Here is a 16,688-nt window from a genome sequence, read left to right on the forward strand (position 1 = left end):
AAAATTTCAGGTATATTGCCACATCCGTCGCCGCACGCCGCAGTCGAGATCAATAATTTCGCCGCTCCTTTAGGCGAATTTTCCGCTATCCCTCTTATCAACTGGCGATTCACTGCCTCAAATCAACATTTAGCGCCAGCCGTTTGCCTAGACTCGACGCCTTATCCTGTCGACGAGGGATCACTATGGAACTGCTGTGCCCGGCCGGTAATTTGCCCGCCGTACGTTCAGCGGTGGAGAATGGCGCCGATGCGGTGTATGTCGGACTGAAAGACGACACCAACGCGCGCCACTTCGCCGGGCTGAACTTCACCGATAAGAAGCTGGCGGAAGCGGCCCGCTATCTGCACCAGCATCGCCGTAAGTTACATGTCGCTATCAACACCTTCGCCCACCCTGACGGTATGGGCCGCTGGCGACGCGCCATCGACGTGGCGGCGCAGAACGGCGCGGACGCGCTGATCCTTGCCGATATCGCCACGCTGGAGTACGCCGCGCAGCGCTACCCTGAGATTGAGCGCCATCTGTCGGTGCAGGCTTCCGCCACCAATCTGGAAGCGGTGCGCTTTTACCACCGCCACTTCGCGCTCAGCCGCGTGGTGCTGCCGCGCGTGCTGTCGCTGCATCAGGTCAGGCAGCTGGCGCGCGAAACGCCGGTGCCGCTTGAGGTGTTCGCCTTTGGCAGCCTCTGCATTATGGCGGAAGGCCGCTGCTATCTCTCCTCCTGGCTGACCGGCGAGTCGCCCAACAGCGCGGGCGCCTGTTCGCCCGCGAAGTTTGTGCGCTGGCAGCAAACCCCCAAGGGTATGGAGTCCCGCCTGAATGACGTGCTGATCGACCGCTACGCGCCGGATGAGAGCGCAGGCTATCCCACGCTGTGTAAAGGACGCTATCAGGTGGACGGCCAGCGATATCACGTACTGGAAGAGCCCACCAGCCTTAACACCCTGACGCTGCTGCCGGATCTGCTGCGCGCTGGCGTCGCCTCGGTGAAGATTGAGGGACGTCAGCGCAGTCCCGCCTATGTGGCACAGGTGGCGCGCGTATGGCGTCAGGCGATCGATCGCTGCAAGAGCGCGCCGGAAAACTTTGCGGTCAGCGACGCCTGGTCAGCAGCGCTGGATGAGCTTTCCGAAGGCTCGCAGACCACGCTTGGCGCTTACCACCGTGAATGGCAATAAGGAGAACAGGATGCAATACGCAATCGGTCCGGTGTTGTGGTACTGGCCGACAGAGCAGCTGGCGAGCTTTTATCAGCAGGCGGCGAACAGCAGCGCGGATATCGTCTATCTCGGCGAAGCGGTGTGCAGCAAACGGCGCGCAACCTCTTACCAGCGCTGGATGGAGCTGGCGCGCGAGCTGGCGGCCAGCGGCAAGCAGGTGGTGCTGAGTACGCTGGCGCTGCTGCAGTCGCCTTCAGAGCTGAAAGAGCTGAAGCGCTACGTCGACAACGGCGAATTTCTGATTGAGGCGAACGACATCGGAACGGTGAATATGGCGGCCGAACGCAAGCTGCCGTTTGTCGCCGGGCCTACGCTCAACGTCTATAACGTCGAGACCCTGCATCTGCTGGTAAAAGAGGGAATGACGCGCTGGTGTATGCCGGTGGAGATGTCGCGCGACTGGCTGCTGCAGCTGCAGCAGCAGAGCGAGGAGCGCGGCATTCGCGGCCAGTTTGAAGTAGAGGTGCTGGGCTACGGCTATCTGCCGCTGGCGCTGTCGGCGCGCTGCTTTACCGCCCGCGCCGAACATCGTGCCAAAGATGACTGCCAGACCTGCTGCATCAACTACCCTAACGGGCGACGCGTCCACTCACAGGAAGGCCAGCAGGTGTTTGTGCTGAACGGCATTCAGACCATGAGCGGCTACTGCTACAACCTCGGCAATGACTTAACCGGCATGCGCGGCTGGGTCGATATTCTGCGGCTGTCGCCGCAAAACAGCGCGACCCTGGACGAGATCGCCCGCTTCCGCGCCAACGAAGAGGGGCAGTCACCGCTGATGATGGCGCAGGGTAACGATTGCAACGGCTACTGGCGTAAAGTCGCCGGCATGACGCTGATCTCCTCCTGAAAGGCACATACAGGCTAGTCGCCTGCCGTTGTTAGCAGTTTTAATATGGGCATTATTACGTAATACTGGTTGGTGCAGGTTAATCATCACCTGCGCCATACCCAACTGGAGTGCCCATGTCTGAGAAAAAACCCCTTCGTCTTTCTGTGCTGGATCTGGCACCGATTCCTCAGGGCTCAACCCCGCGCGATGCCTTTCACACATCGCTGGCGCTGGCGCGTCAGGCGGAAGCGTTGGGCTACGAGCGTTACTGGCTGGCCGAGCACCATAATATGACCGGCATCGCCAGCGCGGCGACATCGGTATTGATCGGCTATCTGGCGGCCAACACCACTACCCTGCATCTGGGATCGGGCGGCATTATGCTGCCTAACCATGCGCCGCTGGTGATCGCCGAGCAGTTCGGTACCCTGGCGTCCCTTTATCCCGGCCGTATCGATTTAGGCCTGGGCCGCGCGCCGGGTTCCGATCAGCGCACCATGATGGCGCTGCGCCGTCACCTCTCCAGCATCCATGCGGATACCTTCCCGGACGATGTGCAGGAGCTGATTAACTGGTTTGACGCCGACGAAGATGCGCAGCCGCCCGTTCAGCCGGTGCCAGGACTGGGCATGAAAATTCCGGTCTGGCTGCTTGGCTCCAGCCTCTACAGCGCCCAGCTGGCGGCGCAGCTCGGCCTGCCGTTCGCCTTTGCGTCGCATTTTGCGCCCGATCTGCTGTTCCAGGCACTGCACCTGTATCGTGAAAAATTCCAGCCCTCGGCGCGTCTGGACAAGCCTTACGCGATGGTCTGCATCAACGTTGTCGCCGCTGACAGCGAGCGCGACGCGCGCTTCCTGTTTACCTCGCAGCAGCAGCAGTTTATCAACCTGCGCCGCGGCAAGCCCGGCCCGCTGCCTGCACCGGTGGAGAACATGGACAACCTGTGGTCGCCGTCGGAACAGTATGGCGTGCAGCAGGCGCTGAGCATGTCGCTGGTCGGCGATACCGACAAGGTGCGTCATGGCCTTGCCGCGCTGATGCGCGAAACCCAGGCTGACGAGATCATGGTCAACGGTCAGATCTTTGATACCGAGGCGCGCCTGCGCTCCTTCGCTATTGCGATGGAAGCGGCTCGCTCGCTCTAGCGTGCGCGCGGTGGGCGCTACGCTTCAGGCCCCACCGCCAGCTGGCGAACGTCGCGTGCGGGAGACTGGCCGTAAAAACGGCTGTACTCGCGGCTGAACTGCGACGCGCTCTGATACCCCACGCGATACCCCGCCGTTCCCGCATCCAGTTTATCCATCATCATCAGGCGGCGCGCTTCGTTAAGGCGAAGCTGCTTCTGATACTGCATCGGCGTCATTGCGGTTACCGCTTTGAAATGATGATGCAGCGAAGAGGGGCTCATGCCGACGCTGCTGGCGAGTCGTTCGATTTTCAGCGGCTGGTGAAAATTCTCACGCAGCCAGCGCGCCGCGCGCGCCACCTTGTTGCCGGGCCGCTCCGCCAGCGCCATATTGAGGATGCGGCCACCTTCCGGCCCGGTCAGCAGACGATAAAAGATCTCCTGTTCAATAAGCGGCGCCAGCGCGGCGATATCTTGCGGCTGATCCAGCAGGCGAATCAGACGGATCACCGCATCGACCAGCAGCGGCGAGACTTTGTGCGCGGCGATGCCGCGTTCAGTGCGCGCTTCCGCCAGCGATGAGGCCAGTGGAAAGCTGTCAAGATAGCGCATCAGGCGCGACTCGTTGATAGCGATGCCAATGCCGAGATTTGGCTTATCCGGCGTCGCAACGGTTACGCAGGAGCGCACCGGCATATCCATCGTTACCAGCAGCAGATCGCCAGGTCCGTAGTGAATCACCTCTTCCCCCATACGCAGCGCTTTTCCACCCTGGGCCACCAGCGCGAAGCTGGCCCACTGAGCATGGGAGGTTGGTTCGGTCGGCCTTGAGCTGCGGCCAAAAAAGAGAAAATCAATCGCGCTGTCGTGACGGCCATCTTCGACCGCATGACGGGCAATAAGCTGTGCCAGATGCTGTAGCTGCGCCGGTTCCGCCATATCCTCTCCTCTTTCTTCACGCGTGGATTGTCGAGAATATGTTACCTGAACCATTCACAGACGCAGCCGTCTCTCCGCCAGATTTGCAGGATCGTGCAAGAGACTTGCAGGATTGCGCTACCGCCCGATCGGCGCAAAAGCGCATATTTTGCAAACGCGATATTCAGGTGGAGAGACAAGATGAAAGCACTTGATGGAAAAATTGCGCTGGTGACGGGCGCCTCGAAAGGCATCGGCGCAGCAATCGCCATGGCTTTTGCCGCGGCTGGCGCGCGCGTTGTCGTGAACTATCGTCAGGATGAGGTAGGCGCGGCCGATGTGGTCAGCGACATTCGCGTGCTGGGCAGCGAGGGGCTGGCGGTGCAGGCGGATATTTCACGCCAGGCAGATGTCGAGCGTCTGTTCGAAACCGCAGAGGCGCACTTCGGCGCGCCCGATATTGTGGTCAATAACGCCGGCCAGTTTCATCACGGCGAGTTTAGCGCCCTGAGTCTGCTGGAGATGCAGCAGCAGCTCAACGTAAATCTGCTGGGCACCCTGCTGGTCTGTCAGCAGGCGGCGCGGCGCTTTCCAGCGCAGGGCGGCTGTATCATCAATCTGAGCGCGCTAAACAGCCAGCATAGCACGCCGGGTTCAGTGCTCTGGGCAACGACAAAAGGCGCGATTGATACGCTGACGCAGGGGCTGGCGCGCGAGCTCGGCCCGCGCAATATTCGCGTTAACGCGCTGGCGCCGGGCATCATTTTGACAGAAGGATTACTGGCGGCGAAGAAGCTCAATCCGCAGCTTAAAGCGCAGCTGCTGGCGGCGACGCCGCTCGGCCGTTTCGGGCTGCCGGAAGATGTGGCACAGGTGGCGCTGTTTCTCGCCTCTGAGGAAGCAGCCTACATTAGCGGCGAGCGCGTATTGATCGCTGGCGGCGCTTAAAGCAAAAAAAAAGGCGCGTCACCATAACGCACCAGTAAAAAAGGGAAGCCCGGAGGCTTCCCTTTTTATTCATCAGCGAGGCTGATTATCAGAACTCACGACGACGCGGTGCTGCTGCTGCAGCGCCTTCTTCGCGACGTGGACCGCGACTGCCTTCACGGCTGAAGCTGCTGCGTCCGCCTTCACGACCGCCTTCGCGACGCTCGGAAGAGAAACGACGTCCGCCTTCACGACCACCCTCACGGTTGCCGCCACGACGCTCGCCGCCGAAGTCACGACCACCGCCACGACGTTCGCCGCGCGCATCGCTCTGCGGCTGCGCATCGCCCAGCAGCTGCATATTCATCGGCTTATTGAGAATACGCGTGCGGGTGAAGTGCTGCAGGATATCGCCCGGCATGCCTTTCGGCAGCTCGATCGTCGAGTGGGTGCCGAACAGCTTGATGTTGCCGATGTAGCGGCTGCTGATGTCGCCTTCGTTAGCGATAGCGCCAACGATATGACGAACTTCAACACCGTCATCGCGGCCAACTTCAATGCGGTACAGCTCCATTTCGCCAACGTCGCGACGTTCGCGACGCGGACGATCGCCGCCTTCGCGGTTGTCACGCGCTTCACGCGGGCTGCGGCGGTCATCACGACGATCGTCACGATCGCGGAACTCACGACGCTGCGGACGCGGCGCATCCGGCTGCACGATCAGCGGACGTTCGCCCTGTGCCATTTTCAGCAGCGCAGCGGCCAGCGTTTCCATATCAAGATCGTCCTGCGGAGAAAGTTTCTCCAGCAGCGCGCGATACTGGTCCAGATCGCTGCTTTCCAGCTGCTGCTGTACGCGTCCGGCGAATTTCTCCAGGCGACGGGTGCTCAGCAGTTCTGCGTTCGGCAGTTCCACTTCTGGAATAGTCAGCTTCATGGTGCGCTCAATGTTGCGCAGCAGACGACGCTCACGGTTCTCGACGAACAGAATCGCACGACCGGCGCGGCCCGCGCGGCCTGTACGACCGATACGGTGCACGTAAGACTCGGCATCCAGCGGGATGTCGTAGTTAACGACCAAGCTGATACGCTCAACGTCCAGACCACGCGCCGCAACGTCAGTTGCGATCAGAATATCGAGACGGCCATCTTTCAGACGTTCCAGCGTCTGCTCGCGCAGCGCCTGGTTCATGTCGCCGTTCAGCGCCGCACTGTTATAACCGTTGCGCTCCAGCGCTTCGGCCACTTCCAGCGTCGCGTTTTTAGTACGCACGAAGATAATAGCGGCATCGAAATCTTCCGCTTCCAGGAAACGCACCAGCGCGTCGGTTTTACGACCGTACGCCGTCCAGTAAGACTGGCTGATGTCCGGACGCGTCGTAACGCTGGACTGAATGCGTACTTCCTGCGGATCTTTCATGAAACGCTTGGTGATGCGACGGATCGCTTCCGGCATGGTCGCTGAGAACAGCGCGGTCTGATGACCTTCCGGGATCTGCGCCATAATGGTTTCAACGTCTTCGATGAAGCCCATACGCAGCATTTCATCAGCTTCGTCCAGCACCAGGCCACGCAGGCTGGAGAGATCCAGCGTGCCGCGTTTCAGGTGGTCGAGCAGACGACCCGGGGTGCCCACCACGATTTGCGGGCCCTGACGCAGCGCGCGCAGCTGCACGTCATAACGCTGGCCGCCGTAAAGGGCCACGACGTTGACGCCACGCATATGTTTAGAGAATTCGGTCATCGCTTCTGCAACCTGCACCGCCAGCTCGCGAGTCGGCGCCAGCACCAGGATCTGCGGTGCGCGAAGAGAAGGATCAATGTTGTTTAACAGCGGCAGCGAGAACGCTGCAGTTTTACCACTGCCGGTCTGCGCCATGCCCAGTACATCACGGCCCGCCAGCAGGTGAGGAATACACTCAGCCTGGATCGGAGAAGGCTTAACATAGCCCATGCCGTTCAGTGATTCGAGGATGTCGGCGTTCAGGCCCAGGTCAGCAAAAGTGGTTTGAATATCAGTCATGTAGTACACGTGCCTCTTAGATTGCGGCGGCCAGTCTACATAACTCGTCGTGAAAATTTTCAGTCATTTTCATCAAAAAGTGTGAACCGGCTCAAATTAGAAGTTTCGACGAACAGAAAAGCCCTCATCCCGGAAGATGATGACTTAACGGGTAATTCAGGCAATAAAAGTTCGTCAGCTATTGCTGGTCAGATTCTGATAAATCGTCTTGTGTCTGGCCGAGTTGCGCCAGTTCCAACAATGCGTATCGGTGTTCAACAAAGTTATTGACGTTGTTGGCCACCGCCAGTTTGAACAGCGCTTTCGCGTTGTCCTTCTCCCCCAGACTTAGGTAGTGCTTACCTAAATAGAAGTTGGTTTCACTGAGATGTTCAGCGAGCGAGGTGTTATCCGTTGCGTCTGCCTTGAGACGTTCCATCAGCGTGCTTTCACTGATGTCGCCAAGGTAGAATTCGACAATGTTCCATCCCCATTGATCACGGGCCGCTTTGTCGTAACGCTGCTGCAGCGCAACTTTCGCCTTGTCAGCGTCCATCTCACGTTCGTCGAGATAGAGCCACAGGCTGCGGAAAGGATCGTTGGGATCGTCTTGATAAAACGCCAGCAGATCATCTTGCGCTAACTTGTATCGACCGCCGTAATAGAGGGCGATACCACGGTTTAAATGCGCATAATTGTAAGTTGGATCAAGCTCAAGTACAGAATCAAACGCTTCATAGGCAGCATCAAAATTGCCTGCCTGCGTTAAATATATGCCGAGATAGTTAAACACTTCCGGCATATCTGGTCTTATAGACAGCGCTTGCGAGAAATCGTTCCGCGCCAGTGCTCTCAGACCGAGACTATCATACAACACTCCGCGCTCATATAACAGCTGTGCGCGTTCATCATCGGTAAGGGCGCGACTGGCAAGAATTTGTTCCATGCGCGCCAGAATCACTTCCTGCTGCAGTGTGGGTTGTAGAGGTACTGCAAGAACTTCGTTCTTACGCCAATTGGAGTTGCTGCATCCTGCCAGCGTGATAGCTGTCGCAACAAAACACCAGCGCAAAAAAGGCTTCATTTCCCACTCCCGAATACAAACATTAGGATAACGCTCCTGTCATCCGCCTGCTGTGCACAAGGATTCCCGCCCTCGCGATGACACAAACGCCTCTCCCATCCACAATGGGATAAGGAGAGGCAAACAGGGAATTACTCTGCGTCTGGCGTGCTGGTCACGGCAGCTTCTTCGCCCTGAGGCTTAGACTCTGTCGCTTCTTTGATGCTCAGACGAACGCGGCCCTGACGGTCCACTTCCAGTACCTTAACCGGCACTTCCTGGCCCATCTGCAGGTAGTCAGTCACTTTCTCTACGCGCTTGTCCGCGATCTGAGAAATGTGTACCAGACCTTCCTTGCCGCCGCCGATAGCGACGAAGGCACCGAAGTCAACGATACGGGTGACTTTACCGCTGTAGATACGGCCCACTTCGATCTCGGCGGTGATCTCTTCGATGCGACGAATCGCCTCTTTCGCCTTCAGACCGTCGGTTGCCGCGATTTTCACGGTACCGTCGTCTTCGATTTCGATGGTGGTGCCGGTCTCTTCGGTCAGCGCGCGGATAACGGAACCGCCTTTACCAATCACATCTTTGATCTTGTCTGAATTGATCTTGATGGTGTAAATGCGCGGCGCGAACTCAGAGATTTCCTGACGCGGCGTGCTGATCGCCTGCTCCATCACGCCCAGGATGTGCAGACGCGCACCTTTGGCCTGATTCAGCGCAACCTGCATGATTTCGCGGGTGATGCCTTCGATTTTAATGTCCATCTGCAGCGCGGTGATGCCTTCACGGCTACCGGCTACTTTGAAGTCCATGTCGCCGAGGTGATCTTCGTCGCCGAGGATATCGGAGAGGACCACGAACTTCTCATCTTCTTTTACCAGGCCCATCGCGATGCCCGCAACGGCCGCTTTAATCGGCACGCCGGCATCCATCAGCGCCAGAGAAGCACCGCACACGGAAGCCATAGAAGAAGAACCGTTTGATTCGGTGATTTCAGAAACCACGCGAACGGTGTACGGGAACTCTTCCTGCTTCGGCATCACTGCCAGCACGCCACGCTTCGCCAGACGGCCGTGACCGATTTCACGACGCTTCGGCGAGCCGACCATACCGGTTTCGCCTACCGAGTAAGGAGGGAAGTTGTAGTGGAACAGGAAGCTGTCGGTACGTTCGCCCATCAGCTCATCCAGGTTCTGCGCGTCGCGCGCGGTACCCAGCGTCGCGGCAACCAGCGCCTGCGTTTCGCCACGGGTGAACAGCGCCGAGCCGTGAGTACGCGGCAGCACGCCGGTGCGCACGTCCAGACCACGGATCATATCTTTTTCACGGCCGTCGATACGCGGTTCGCCGTTCAGGATACGGGTACGCACCACGTTCTTTTCCAGGCTGTGAACGATGTCGCCGATTTCAGCGTCGTCCAGCGTTTCATCTTCGGCCAGCAGCGCAGCGATGGTTTCGTCTTTGATGACGCCAACCTGTGCGTAACGCTCTTGCTTGTCGGTGATGCGGTAAGCGTCGCTGATGCGCGCTTCAGCCAGCGCGGCAACGCGTGCGATCAGCGCGTTGTTAGCCGGCTCAGGCTGCCAGTCCCAGCGCGGTTTGCCCGCTTCTGCAACCAGAGAATTGATGTTTTCGATCACAACCTGCTGCTGCTCGTGGCCAAAGACCACTGCGCCCAGCATCTGATCTTCGGTCAGGATGTCCGCTTCGGACTCTACCATCAGTACCGCATTCTGCGTACCGGCAACCACCAGATCCAGACGAGACTGTTTGATTTCGTCAGCGGTCGGGTTCAGCACATACTGGTCGTTGATGTAACCGACGCGCGCGGCGCCGATCGGGCCGTTGAACGGAATGCCTGACAGCGACAGCGCAGCAGAGGCGCCGATCATTGCAACGATGTCCGGGTTAACCTGCGGGTTAACGGAGACTACGGTTGCGATAACCTGAACTTCGTTCACGAAGCCTTCCGGGAACAGCGGACGAACCGGGCGGTCAATCAGACGCGCAATCAGGGTTTCGCCTTCGCTTGGACGACCTTCGCGACGGAAGAAGCTGCCCGGGATACGGCCAGCGGCGTAGGTACGCTCCTGGTAGTTCACGGTCAGCGGGAAGAAGTCCTGACCTGCTTTCGCTTTTTTCTGGCCGACAACAGTAACGAATACGGCGGTGTCGTCCATGCTGGCCATAACGGCTGCGGTGGCCTGGCGCGCCATCATGCCGGTTTCCAGCGTGACGGTATGCTGACCATATTGGAATTTACGTACGATCGGGTTCAGCAAAATGAATTCCTTAACTTCGGGGCAACGCCTTTCTGGCGAGCCATGGATTACCGATCTTCAGCTGCATCCTCGCGACTAATGACAACCTTTAACCGAATCTGCGGTAAAGCCTCTCATTAGCCGCGCGAACCTCTGCAAACGAAGATCACTCACTGCAACAATACATGAGTTTGGTACGGATTGCTGCGCATTGCTCGAAAAAAGGGGCCGTAAAGGCCCCCTTTTCGCGAAACTCGCACGAATCTGATCGCAAGACGCGTTTTTTGCAAAGTCTCTGCACTACATCTTTGATCAGATTCTTCAGACTTAGCGACGCAGACCCAGGCTTTCGATCAGGCTGGTGTAGCGAGCAACGTCTTTACGCTTCAGGTAGTCCAGCAGCTTACGACGCTGAGATACCATGCGCAGCAGACCGCGACGGCTGTGGTGGTCTTTTTTGTGCTCAGAGAAGTGACCCTGCAGGTGGTTAATCTGAGCAGTCAGCAGAGCAACCTGAACTTCAGTTGAACCGCTGTCGTTAGCGCCACGACCGTATTTGGCAACGATCTCTGCTTTAGCTTCTACGCTTAGAGACATAATAAACTCCAGTAATAAATGAATGTATGGGTGCCGATCTCTAATTCAGCTACCCGCTTTAAAGCCGCGCTATTCTACTCTTCGCCCGATAGCAACGCAAATGCGGCGTTGAGCAATGATTACGCGGGGTACTCCACCACCAGACGACGCGGCGCCACGCGCCCGTCATCGGCGATTTCCGCCATCCCGATAAACTTATGCGCATCCCCTTCGGTGACGCGCACCAGTCCCTGCTGCGGTGCATCTGCCGCCTGAACCGGCATGCCCTGTTTGAAAAAGGCAGCAACGGCAGAGGGCAAATTTACCAGAGGAAACGCTTCCGCCGGGCTATCCATTGGCAGCAAAAGCGCGTCGAGCGGCGCGTAATCGGGCGTTTCCGCCGCGTTTACCGTCGCCGCTACGGCCTGCAGCTGTTCCAGCGTCATCATCTTTTCGATCGGGTAGCGCGCCACCTGCAAACGACGCAGCATAATGACATGCGCGCCGCAGCCGAGCTTCTCGCCCAGATCGTCAATAATGGTGCGGATATAGGTGCCTTTGGAAACGTGAATCTCCAGCTCCAGTTCATCACCTTCCCAGCGGATAAACTGCAGTTCGAATACGGTAATCGGACGCGCTTCGCGCGGCACAGTGACGCCTTCGCGCGCGTACTCATACAGTTTTCGGCCCTGATACTTCAGCGCCGAAAACATGGTCGGCACCTGCATCGTCTCGCCGCGGAAGCTCTCCAGCGCCGCGTCGAGTTCGCTCTGGCTAAAGGTCACCGGACGGGTTTCGACGATATTGCCGTCAGCGTCGGAGGTATCGGTACGTTCGCCGAGGCGCGCGATCACGCGATAACGCTTATCCGAGTCGAGCAGATACTGTGAGAATTTGGTGGCTTCGCCGAGGCAAATCGGCAGCATGCCGGTCGCCAGCGGATCGAGCGCGCCAGTATGGCCCGCTTTGTTGGCGTTAAACAGGCGCTTAACTTTTTGCAGCACATCGTTGGACGACGCGCCCTGCTGCTTATCGAGCAGAAACACGCCGTGGACGTCGCGACCGCGACGACGAGGACGACTCATCAGTCCTCCTTGTCATCTTCCGTCGGGTTCTCACCGCGACGCTCGACATCGTTCCTGATAACGTTAGAGACCAGGTTCGACATGCGCATACCTTCAATCAGCGAGTTGTCGTAGAAGAAGGTCAGCTCCGGCACAATGCGCAGACGCATCGCCTTGCCGAGCAGAATACGGATATAGCCAGACGCCTCTTTCAGCGCCTTCAAACCGTTTTTCACCGCATCCTCGTCTTTATCGTTGAGGAAGGTGACAAATACTTTGGCATAAGCGAGATCGCGCGACACTTCCACGCCGGATACCGTCACCATCATGCCGAGACGCGGATCTTTAATCTCGCGCTGCAGAATGATTGCGATCTCTTTTTGCAGCTCCTGCGACACGCGCTGTGGGCGGCCAAATTCTTTCGCCATAATCAACTCTCCAAAATAATTCGGGAGGCCAGCGGCCTCCCAAATTGCAACACATCGTCCAGTGCTTAGTCGATGGTGCGCTTAACTTCAATCACTTCGAACACTTCGATCATGTCGCCAACGCGAACGTCGTTGTAGTTCTTCACGCCGATACCACACTCCATGCCGTTACGCACTTCGTTGACGTCATCTTTGAAGCGACGCAGAGATTCCAGCTCGCCTTCATAGATAACCACGTTGTCGCGCAGTACGCGGATCGGATTGTGACGCTTGATGTTGCCTTCGGTGACCATACAGCCAGCGATCGCGCCGAATTTCGGTGACTTGAACACGTCACGAACTTCAGCCAGACCGATAATCTGCTGTTTGAACTCCGGTGCCAGCATACCGCTCATCGCTGCTTTCACTTCGTCGATCAGATTATAGATGACGGAGTAGTAACGCAGGTCGACGTTTTCAGCATCAATGACGCGACGCGCAGAGGCATCGGCACGCACGTTGAAGCCGAGGATGATAGCGTTGGATGCCGCAGCCAGGGTTGCGTCGGTTTCGGTGATACCGCCCACGCCAGAACCGATAATCTTCACCTTCACTTCGTCGGTGGAGAGTTTCAGCAGCGAGTCGGAGATCGCTTCCACAGAACCCTGGACGTCGGACTTCAGCACGATGTTCAGCTCGGAAACTTCGCCTTCGGTCATGTTGGCGAACATGTTTTCCAGCTTCGCCTTCTGCTGACGTGCCAGTTTGACTTCGCGGAACTTGCCCTGACGATACAGCGCCACTTCACGCGCTTTCTTCTCGTCACGTACAACGGTCGCTTCATCGCCCGCTGCCGGCACGCCGGAGAGACCGAGGATTTCCACCGGAATGGACGGACCCGCTTCCAGCACTTCGCGACCCAGTTCGTCACGCATCGCACGCACACGGCCATATTCGAAGCCGCACAGCACGATGTCGCCTTTGTTCAGGGTACCTTCGCGCACCAGAACGGTTGCTACCGGACCGCGACCTTTATCCAGGAAGGATTCGATCACGACGCCGCTCGCCATACCTTCACGGATAGCGGTCAGCTCCAGCACTTCCGCCTGCAGCAGAATCGCGTTCAGCAGGTCGTCGATACCGGTACCGGCTTTCGCAGAGACGTTGACGAACATGTTTTCGCCGCCCCACTCTTCCGGGATGATGCCGTACTGCGTCAGCTCGTTCTTCACGCGATCCGGATCGGCTTCTGGCTTATCGATTTTGTTGACGGCAACCACCACCGGCACACCCGCCGCTTTCGCGTGCTGGATCGCTTCGATGGTTTGTGGCATCACGCCGTCGTCAGCCGCTACCACAAGGATAACGATATCGGTCGCCTGCGCACCACGTGCACGCATCGCGGTAAACGCGGCGTGGCCCGGGGTGTCCAGGAAGGTGATCATGCCGTTGTCGGTTTCAACGTGGTAAGCACCGATGTGCTGGGTAATGCCGCCCGCTTCGCCAGAGGCGACTTTGGTCGAACGAATGTAGTCCAGCAGGCGCGTCTTACCGTGGTCGACGTGACCCATGATGGTGACGACCGGTGCGCGCGATTCTTGCGCAGCATCGGTATCGCGATCGCTCATTACCGCTTCTTCCAGCTCGTTCTCGCGGCGCAGGATCACTTTATGACCCATCTCTTCCGCTACCAGCTGAGCTGTTTCCTGATCGATCACCTGGTTGATGGTCGCCATCGCGCCCATCTTCATCATCGCTTTGATGACCTGGGAACCTTTCACCGCCATTTTGTTAGCCAGTTCGGCTACGGTGATGGTTTCGCCGATGATAACGTCGCGGTTAACAACCTGAGCAGGTTTGTTGAAGCCTTGCTGCAGCATGCTTGGCTTGCGGTGTTTGCCGCCTTTGCCGCCGCGAATCGCCGCGCGCGCTTCTTCGCGATCGGTTTTGGCTTCGGAATGCTTGTTGCCTTTTTTCGCCGGACGCGCCGCTTTAGCGGTGGTGCGCGCACGCGCGCGGCCCGCTTCAACCTGACGGTCGTTTTCGTCTTCAGCCTGACGGGCATGAGTCGAGGTAGTGACGTGATAGTCGCCTTTATCCTCTTCCTCAGGTTTTTCCCATTCAGCCGATTTCTCTTCAGCCAGGCGGCGCGCTTCTTCAGCAACGCGGCGTGCGTCCTCTTCCAGCTTACGGCGCGCTTCTTCTTCCGCTTTACGCTTCAGTTCAGCCGCTTCCGCTTCGCGACGGGCTTTGTCGGACTGCGCAGCCTTGGTCATATCGTCGGTTTGATGATTCGTCACTTTTTCTTTTTCCGCTGCTTCACGCTTCGCCTTTTCAGCGGCTTCGCGCTTGGCTTTCTCTTCGGCTTCACGTTGCGCTTTTTCTTCAGCTTCGCGACGGGCTTGTTCTTCAGCCTCGCGTTGCGCCTTTTCTTCCGCTTCACGCTGAGCCTGGGCTTCTGCTTCTGCCTGTTCAGCTTCCGCATCACCTTTTACGTAGGTGCGCTTTTTGCGGACTTCGATTTGCACCGATTTACTTTTACCCCCGGTGCCTGGGATATTCAAGGTACTGCGTGTCTTACGCTGCAATGTTAACTTGCTTGAGCCGGTCTGACCATGCTCGCGATTGAGGTGAGACAATAAAGTTTCTTTCTCTTGCTGCGTGACCGCGTCGTTCTCCGACTTGCGGATCCCTGCGTCAGCGAATTGCTGAACCAGGCGATCGACCGGGGTCTGAATCTCTGCGGCCAGCGATTTTACGGTTACATCTGTCATGCTGTTCCTTCCTGTTATTACGCGTCATCGCCGAACCAGCAGATATTTCGCGCGGCCATAATCAGCGCGCCGGCTTGCTCATCATTCAGCCCTTCAATATCCGTCAGATCGTCGACACCTTGCTCGGCGAGATCTTCCAGCGTGCAAACGCCTTTCGCCGCCAGGCGGTACGCCAGCGTACGATCCAGGCCGTCGAGATTCAGAAGATCCTCAGCGGGCTCCTGATTACCACGGCTCTCTTCTTTCGCCAGCGCCAGGGTGGTTAACGCATTTTTGGCTCGTTCACGCAGGGCTTCTACGGTCTCTTCGTCCAGACCATCAACGTCCAGCAGCTCGTTGATCGGCACGTATGCCAGCTCTTCCAGCGAAGAGAAGCCCTCTTCCACCAGTACGGTGGCGAACTCTTCGTCGATGTCGAGATGTTTAGTAAACATATCAATAGCAGCATGCGCTTCGGCCTGGTGTTTCGCCTGCAGATCATCGACGGTCATCACGTTCAGCTCCCAGCCGCTCAGCTGGGAAGCCAGACGCACGTTTTGGCCGTTACGGCCGATCGCCTGAGCCAGATTCCCGGCTTCAACAGCGATATCCATGGTGTGGTTATCTTCATCAACCACGATTGACGCCACGTCGGCCGGCGCCATGGCGTTAATAACAAACTGCGCTGGGTTATCGTCCCACAGTACGATATCGATACGCTCACCGCCCAGCTCGCTTGATACGGCCTGTACGCGCGCGCCGCGCATACCGACGCAGGCGCCAACCGGATCGATACGTTTGTCATTGGTTTTCACCGCAATTTTAGCGCGTGAGCCCGGATCGCGAGCCGCCGCTTTAATTTCGATGACTTCTTCGCCGATCTCTGGCACCTCGATGCGGAAAAGTTCGATTAGCATTTCGGGTTTAGAACGGGTCACGAACAGCTGCGCACCGCGCGCTTCCGGACGTACGGCGTAGAGAACGCCGCGAATACGGTCGCCCGGACGGAAGTTTTCACGCGGCAGCATATCTTCGCGCAAAATCACCGCCTCGGCGTTGCTGCCGAGATCGAGAGTGATATTGTCGCGATTCACTTTTTTCACCACGCCGGTGATGATTTCGCCTTCGTGCTGGCGGAACTGATCGACCACCATCGCACGCTCAGCTTCGCGCACTTTCTGCACGATAACCTGCTTCGCGGTCTGGGTGGTGATACGGTCAAAGGTGACCGATTCGATCTGATCTTCAACGTAATCGCCCAGATTGAACGCTTCATCCTCGAAGCGGGCTGCTTCCAGCGTGATCTCGCGCGTCGGCTGCGTGACTTCTTCTACGATTTCCCAACGGCGGAAGGTGTCAAAGTCGCCGCTTTTGCGATCGATGCTGACGCGAACGTCAATCTCTTGCTCATACTTCTTCTTGGTCGCAGTTGCCAGCGCGCTCTCCAGCGCTTCGAAGATTTTCTCACGCGGCAGGGCTTTTTCGTTAGAAACGGCTTCTACAACAGCTAAGATCTCTTTGTTCATCCTG

Annotated in this window: 14 protein-coding genes; 4 read left to right on the forward strand and 10 right to left on the reverse strand. The window is 57.8% G+C overall.

The genetic code is table 11. The features are described from left to right. The first annotated feature begins 185 nt into the window (after positions 1-185). The 3 genes from ubiU (at position 186) to B3797_RS05030 (ending at position 3,200) form a co-directional block, all read left to right on the forward strand. Positions 186-1,181 carry a ubiquinone anaerobic biosynthesis protein UbiU gene (ubiU, locus tag B3797_RS05020; protein ID WP_311783210.1) on the forward strand — a complete coding sequence of 332 codons (996 nt, stop codon included), beginning with the start codon at positions 186-188 and terminating at the stop codon, positions 1,179-1,181. A gap of 10 nt (positions 1,182-1,191) precedes the next feature. After that, positions 1,192-2,073 carry a U32 family peptidase gene (locus tag B3797_RS05025; protein ID WP_311790562.1) on the forward strand — a complete coding sequence of 294 codons (882 nt, stop codon included), beginning with the start codon at positions 1,192-1,194 and terminating at the stop codon, positions 2,071-2,073. A 116-nt stretch (positions 2,074-2,189) separates the two neighbouring features. Beyond that, the gene (locus B3797_RS05030; RefSeq protein ID WP_311783212.1) at positions 2,190-3,200 is read left to right on the forward strand and encodes a luciferase-like monooxygenase; all 1,011 of its coding nucleotides are present in this window, start codon (positions 2,190-2,192) and stop codon (positions 3,198-3,200) included. A gap of 17 nt (positions 3,201-3,217) precedes the next feature. Here the strand turns inward: B3797_RS05030 and B3797_RS05035 are convergent, their stop codons facing one another. Then, complete coding sequence (locus B3797_RS05035) at positions 3,218-4,120, reverse strand: AraC family transcriptional regulator (protein ID WP_311783213.1); 903 nt, start codon at positions 4,118-4,120, stop codon at positions 3,218-3,220. Between the two features lie 180 nt (positions 4,121-4,300). Here B3797_RS05035 and B3797_RS05040 point away from each other — a divergent pair, with 180 nt between their 5' ends. Then, complete coding sequence (locus tag B3797_RS05040; RefSeq protein WP_311790563.1) at positions 4,301-5,047, forward strand: glucose 1-dehydrogenase; 747 nt, start codon at positions 4,301-4,303, stop codon at positions 5,045-5,047. A gap of 88 nt (positions 5,048-5,135) precedes the next feature. On the opposite strand, the gene B3797_RS05045 is transcribed toward B3797_RS05040, so the two are convergent. The 9 genes from B3797_RS05045 to nusA all read right to left on the reverse strand — a co-directional run bounded on the left by B3797_RS05045 (position 5,136) and on the right by nusA (position 16,684). Continuing rightward, entirely contained in the window at positions 5,136-7,049 is a 1,914-nt protein-coding gene (locus tag B3797_RS05045) for a DEAD/DEAH family ATP-dependent RNA helicase (protein WP_311783215.1), read from the reverse strand. Between the two features lie 16 nt (positions 7,050-7,065). Next, the gene (gene yrbN, locus B3797_RS19570) at positions 7,066-7,122 is read right to left on the reverse strand and encodes a protein YrbN (protein ID WP_100229640.1); all 57 of its coding nucleotides are present in this window, start codon (positions 7,120-7,122) and stop codon (positions 7,066-7,068) included. Between the two features lie 105 nt (positions 7,123-7,227). Then, on the reverse strand, positions 7,228-8,112 hold the full coding sequence (gene nlpI, locus B3797_RS05050; protein WP_033749316.1) for a lipoprotein NlpI: 885 nt from the start codon (positions 8,110-8,112) through the stop codon (positions 7,228-7,230). Between the two features lie 131 nt (positions 8,113-8,243). After that, positions 8,244-10,379 (reverse strand): polyribonucleotide nucleotidyltransferase, encoded by a 2,136-nt coding sequence (gene pnp, locus B3797_RS05055; protein WP_311783216.1) that lies wholly within the window; start codon positions 10,377-10,379, stop codon positions 8,244-8,246. A 306-nt stretch (positions 10,380-10,685) separates the two neighbouring features. After that, complete coding sequence (rpsO, locus tag B3797_RS05060; protein WP_010615981.1) at positions 10,686-10,955, reverse strand: 30S ribosomal protein S15; 270 nt, start codon at positions 10,953-10,955, stop codon at positions 10,686-10,688. A 119-nt stretch (positions 10,956-11,074) separates the two neighbouring features. Further along, positions 11,075-12,019 carry a tRNA pseudouridine(55) synthase TruB gene (gene truB / locus B3797_RS05065; RefSeq protein WP_311783217.1) on the reverse strand — a complete coding sequence of 315 codons (945 nt, stop codon included), beginning with the start codon at positions 12,017-12,019 and terminating at the stop codon, positions 11,075-11,077. After that, the gene (gene rbfA, locus B3797_RS05070; RefSeq protein ID WP_120455418.1) at positions 12,019-12,426 is read right to left on the reverse strand and encodes a 30S ribosome-binding factor RbfA; all 408 of its coding nucleotides are present in this window, start codon (positions 12,424-12,426) and stop codon (positions 12,019-12,021) included. Before rbfA ends, truB begins: the two co-directional genes overlap by 1 nt. A gap of 65 nt (positions 12,427-12,491) precedes the next feature. Further along, on the reverse strand, positions 12,492-15,179 hold the full coding sequence (gene infB, locus B3797_RS05075; protein WP_311790564.1) for a translation initiation factor IF-2: 2,688 nt from the start codon (positions 15,177-15,179) through the stop codon (positions 12,492-12,494). 17 nt (positions 15,180-15,196) lie between these two features. After that, positions 15,197-16,684: a transcription termination factor NusA gene (gene nusA / locus B3797_RS05080; RefSeq protein WP_081136885.1), complete on the reverse strand. Its 1,488-nt coding sequence runs from the start codon at positions 16,682-16,684 to the stop codon at positions 15,197-15,199. Positions 16,685-16,688 lie beyond the last annotated feature (4 nt).

Source organism: Pantoea sp. UBA5923, from assembly GCF_002431095.1.
GTDB lineage: Bacteria > Pseudomonadota > Gammaproteobacteria > Enterobacterales > Enterobacteriaceae > Pantoea > Pantoea piersonii.

What these genes read in the sequence shown, in the direction of transcription:
- B3797_RS05035 (WP_311783213.1), bottom strand. Translation starts at nt 4,120, where the DNA reads ATGGCGGAACCGGCGCAGCTACAGCATCTGGCACAGCTTATTGCCCGT.
- ubiU (WP_311783210.1), top strand. Translation starts at nt 186, where the DNA reads ATGGAACTGCTGTGCCCGGCCGGTAATTTGCCCGCCGTACGTTCAGCG.
- rpsO (WP_010615981.1), bottom strand. Translation starts at nt 10,955, where the DNA reads ATGTCTCTAAGCGTAGAAGCTAAAGCAGAGATCGTTGCCAAATACGGT.
- rbfA (WP_120455418.1), bottom strand. Translation starts at nt 12,426, where the DNA reads ATGGCGAAAGAATTTGGCCGCCCACAGCGCGTGTCGCAGGAGCTGCAA.
- B3797_RS05045 (WP_311783215.1), bottom strand. Translation starts at nt 7,049, where the DNA reads ATGACTGATATTCAAACCACTTTTGCTGACCTGGGCCTGAACGCCGAC.
- nlpI (WP_033749316.1), bottom strand. Translation starts at nt 8,112, where the DNA reads ATGAAGCCTTTTTTGCGCTGGTGTTTTGTTGCGACAGCTATCACGCTG.
- truB (WP_311783217.1), bottom strand. Translation starts at nt 12,019, where the DNA reads ATGAGTCGTCCTCGTCGTCGCGGTCGCGACGTCCACGGCGTGTTTCTG.
- B3797_RS05040 (WP_311790563.1), top strand. Translation starts at nt 4,301, where the DNA reads ATGAAAGCACTTGATGGAAAAATTGCGCTGGTGACGGGCGCCTCGAAA.
- B3797_RS05030 (WP_311783212.1), top strand. Translation starts at nt 2,190, where the DNA reads ATGTCTGAGAAAAAACCCCTTCGTCTTTCTGTGCTGGATCTGGCACCG.
- infB (WP_311790564.1), bottom strand. Translation starts at nt 15,179, where the DNA reads ATGACAGATGTAACCGTAAAATCGCTGGCCGCAGAGATTCAGACCCCG.
- B3797_RS05025 (WP_311790562.1), top strand. Translation starts at nt 1,192, where the DNA reads ATGCAATACGCAATCGGTCCGGTGTTGTGGTACTGGCCGACAGAGCAG.
- nusA (WP_081136885.1), bottom strand. Translation starts at nt 16,684, where the DNA reads ATGAACAAAGAGATCTTAGCTGTTGTAGAAGCCGTTTCTAACGAAAAA.